Source organism: Ruminococcus callidus ATCC 27760, from assembly GCF_000468015.1.
Lineage (GTDB): Bacteria > Bacillota > Clostridia > Oscillospirales > Ruminococcaceae > Ruminococcus_C > Ruminococcus_C callidus.
On the sequence record NZ_KI260435.1, the window covers coordinates 1,750 to 5,850 of the forward strand.

2 protein-coding genes and 2 tRNA genes are annotated in these 4,101 nt (G+C 52.6%); 1 reads left to right on the top strand and 3 read right to left on the bottom strand.

Annotated elements, in window-relative coordinates:
* Positions 1-94 precede the first annotated feature (94 nt).
* Positions 95-168: transfer RNA gene (locus tag RUMCAL_RS09940), tRNA-Gly, on the bottom strand.
* A 59-nt stretch (positions 169-227) separates the two neighbouring features.
* Positions 228-303 (bottom strand) — tRNA-Thr (locus RUMCAL_RS09945).
* A gap of 306 nt (positions 304-609) precedes the next feature.
* On the opposite strand from RUMCAL_RS09945, the gene RUMCAL_RS09950 reads away from it, so the two are divergent.
* Positions 610-1,911 carry a hypothetical protein gene (locus RUMCAL_RS09950; protein ID WP_021682702.1) on the top strand — a complete coding sequence of 434 codons (1,302 nt, stop codon included), beginning with the start codon at positions 610-612 and terminating at the stop codon, positions 1,909-1,911.
* Between the two features lie 142 nt (positions 1,912-2,053).
* Here RUMCAL_RS09950 and RUMCAL_RS09955 read toward each other — a convergent pair whose 3' ends face one another.
* Complete coding sequence (locus RUMCAL_RS09955) at positions 2,054-3,976, bottom strand: ABC-F family ATP-binding cassette domain-containing protein (protein WP_021682703.1); 1,923 nt, start codon at positions 3,974-3,976, stop codon at positions 2,054-2,056.
* Positions 3,977-4,101: the final 125 nt, after the last annotated feature.

The following is a 4,101-nucleotide window of genomic DNA, read 5'->3' on the forward strand; positions in this document are numbered from 1 at the left end:
CGCCAGACGCTCTTTGTGCGGTATTGCCCTATATAAAAGGTATCCCTGCGGGCACAAAAAAACAGCACGTGTTGTGCACACATGCTGTTGGTTCTGGAGCGAGCGACGAGAATCGAACTCGCAACCTCAGCTTGGGAAGCTGATGTTTTGCCACTAAACTACGCTCGCATCTGCCTTTCGGCAGTTCCGACAGGCGGCAGTTCCTGTACTTTCGCGGAGCAGAAAAATGGAGCTGGAAACGTGACTTGAACACGCGACCTGTGCATTACGAATGCACTGCTCTACCAACTGAGCTATTCCAGCACCGATTATACCGTGAGATCTCTCACGCAGGATTACCTATTTATTATACCACAAATTCTTGATTTGTCAAGAGGTTTCAAAAAAATTCTCTGAAAAATCAAAAAAACGATTGAAATCGCAGAAAAGATGTGCTATAATAATGAGGTACTGTAAAAGTGCTCGCTGACAAATGGTGCGGCGGAAAAAATTTCCGGTTCAGACTTTTGCACTTTTTCTGCAAAAATGCAAAAAAACGATTGAAATCGCAGAAAAGATGTGTTATAATAGGGTTAAATCCCATGACTTCGTAAAAAGGTAGGTAGCATTATGAAAAAGAAATCCAAATCCATTCTTGCCATTGTACTGGCGATTCTCCTCGTGATCGTGGTGGCAATCTCTCTGACCACGAACATTCTTTTTTCCCGAAAGGACACACCGAAGATTTTCGGGCACTACATCTATCTGATGGAATATGATACTATGGAAGCAGCAGCAGGGGCTGCCGTTGCCACCGGCACTTCCGGACAGGCTGCCGGCTCAGTCGATGACACCAGTGCTGCGGCTTCGATCCACCAGCACACTGCCGTGATCGCTTCCGCCTATAAAGAAACTGATCCGATTGCCAAGAACAACGCTGTTCTGTGCGTACTGGCTCCGGACGACGCTTCCAAGGACATCGACTCCGACCGCGTTGCTGTCCGCCGCATCTACAACATCGAACAGGACGAAACCGGCGTTCTGAAGTACTATCCCACTACCATGAAAGCAAGTGATGTGGGAACTGAGCCGCCTGTAACTGTAGACAGCATTCTCGGCAAGTGCTCCTACGAAAGCGGCGAACTGTATACATATGTAAAATTCGCCACCGGCGTTCCGGGAATCCTGATCCTGATGGTTCTCCCCAGCATCATTCTGGTCATCATGCTGATCGTCACCATTGTACGGGCAAGCATGGGACACGATGACGAATACACTTTTGAAGAAAACTATGACGAAGTTTACAGTGAAGATTCATACGATGACAGCGATTCTGCTTATGATGACGAAGAACTGGGCGGACGCTCTCCGCTGTACCGTCCATCTGAAGCGACCCAGAGCCGTTCCTTTGAGAAGAAGCGTTCTTCCATTGCGGAGAACTTCGAACGGAAACAGGTAAACCCTAACTCGCCGTACCAGAAGGCTCGTACCATGCAGTTCAAGGCACAGCATGATGTGCCGATCTACACCAATCCGGCAGATCAGCTCCCGCTGGACGGTTCTGCACCGGCAGCCGGCAGCAACACTACCGCCTATGAGGGCACACATGCTGCAAGCACTTCCAACACTGCAACATTCGGCAGCTACAGCAGCAACACCTACAGCACCCCGCCGATCACAGATGAAACACCTGTCGCACCGGCACAGCCGGAAGCTCCGGTTTCCACTTACCGCGGCAGCCACGAAGCAAGCTCTCCGGAGGAAGCACGGAATCTGGGCGATACCCCGTTCCGCAGCAGCCGTGCATCTGCACCGGCTCCCGCACCGAAGCCTGCTGCACCGTCTGTTTCCAAGAACAAGGAAGACCGCATTGCAAGTGCTTCTGTAGACGAACTGCTGGCAATGATCGAAGACGAAAAGAAAAAGCTGTAATCAGTTACAGCATCATCGAAAAGAAAACGGAGAGGGCGAAATGCTCTCTCCGTTTTTTTATATAGGAAACACTGCATAAAGCCCGCCTGACGGTTTTGCACGCAATCTGCTTGCAGTGTTTCCTATATCCTGTTCCTTTCGGTTATCCCAGTTCGTCCTCCAGCAGGATCATCTGCTCCATGGTTTCGTCCATCTGCACCCGCAGTTCCTCCATACGCTGGCACTTTTCCTGCATCAGCTGATAGTCGCTGCAAACGGCTTCGTCGGTCAGTTCCGCTGTCAGGGTGTCCAGTTCCTCCTGCATCTTGTCCAGCTGCTGTTCCAGACTCCGCAGGTCGGCACGCATTTTCGCCTGCTGGGCACGCTGTTTCTTGGAACGGTACGCCGGCTTCTCCGCCGGTTTTTCCTTGTCAGCAGCCGATCTTTCCGCAGGGGTTTCCTCCGGTTCCGGCTGTTTCTGCTGTGCCTCCAGCCACTTGCTGAAGCCACCCTGATAGGTCGTTGCCCCGTCAGCTTTCAGTTCCAGAATGTGGTCTGCCACCTTGTCCAGCAGGTACCGGTCATGGGACACAAACAGCAGCGTCCCCGCAAAGGACTGCATGGCTTCCTCGATGACTTCTTTCATGGCAATGTCCAGGTGGTTGGTGGGTTCGTCCAGAATCAGCACGTTGCCATGCTCCAGCATCATCACCGCGAAGCAGACCTTTGCACGCTCGCCGCCGGAGAGTACGCCCACCGGCTTGAACACGTTTTCCCCTGTCAGGCGTACCTGCCCCAGCAGATTCCGCACTTCCAGATCTGTCCATGACGGCACGCGGTCATGAATTTCCTGCATCACCGATTTTGTGGGGTGCAGGTTGGTGCTCTCCTGTTCGAAGTAGGAGATCTTGACATTGCTGGTCCAGCGGACTTTCCCCTGATGCGGCAGCTTGTTCTGCAAGATTTTCAGCAGCGTGGACTTGCCAATGCCGTTATCTCCGATAATGCCCCACTTTTCGCCGCGGCGAACTTCAAAGGACACGTCCGGCAGCAGCGTTTTCCGTTCTGTCCCCTCGCCCACGGAAATATCAACGTCCTGCACTTTCAGCACTTCCTGCGGCGGATCCATTTCATACGTAAATTCCACCCGTGCCTGCTTGCGGGAAACCAGCGGCTTTTCAATGCGTTCCATTTTTTCCAGCTGCTTCACGCGGCTCTGGGCGGACTTTGCCGTCGAAGCACGGGTGAGGTTGCGGGCAACGTAGTCCTCCAGCTTGGCGATTTCCTTTTGCTGCATCTCGTACTCTTTCCACTGCCGTGCCACAGCCGCTTCTTTCAGCTGGGTGAAAGTGGTGTAGTTGCCCTTGTACCGCGTCAGTCTGCCCCGCTCGATCTCACAGACGCTGGTGCACAGCCGGTCGAGAAAATAGCGGTCATGGGATACCAGCAGCAGTGCTCCCTGATAATCCTTGAGGTAATCCTCCAGCCACATAACGGTCTTAAAATCCAAGTGGTTGGTAGGCTCGTCCAGAATCAGCAGATTCGGTTCCTCCAGCAGTAGCCGTGCAATGGCAAGCCGTGTTTTTTCGCCGCCGCTGAAACCGGAGATGATGCGGGAATAGGTTTCCTGTGTGAAACCCATACCGTTCAGCACCGTGCGGATCTTCACGTCGATCTGATAGCCGCCGTTGTTTTCGAACCAGGTTTGCAGGCGGTGATATTCCTCCGCACCGGCCATGTCACCGGACTGCATGGCTTCTTCCAGCTGGTGCATTCGCTCCTGCGTTTCCAGCAGCGGACGAAACACGCTCCGCATCTCCTCCCAGACGGTGCTTTCCCGATCCAGTCCGCCCATCTGTTCCAGATAGCCGATGCTGGTCTTGGCGGATCTGGCAATTTCGCCGTCCCCCTCCACCAGATGATCCGGCAGTTCCTGTTCCGTGAGGATCCGCAGCAGCGTGGACTTGCCGCAGCCATTTACGCCCACAAGCCCGATGCGGTCGTGGTCTTCCACCGTCAGTGAAACGTGGGAGAGCACCTGATTGCCGTTATAAAATTTATTGATGTCTGTCATACGCAGCAGCATACTGTTTTCTCCTTTATCCGAAAAGTTCGTAATCTTTTTTATTGTAGCATATTTCCGGAAAAATTACAACTGGTTTTTTGGAAACATCTCGCGGAAATCAATTTTCATGATAGCCTCCCCTGAAA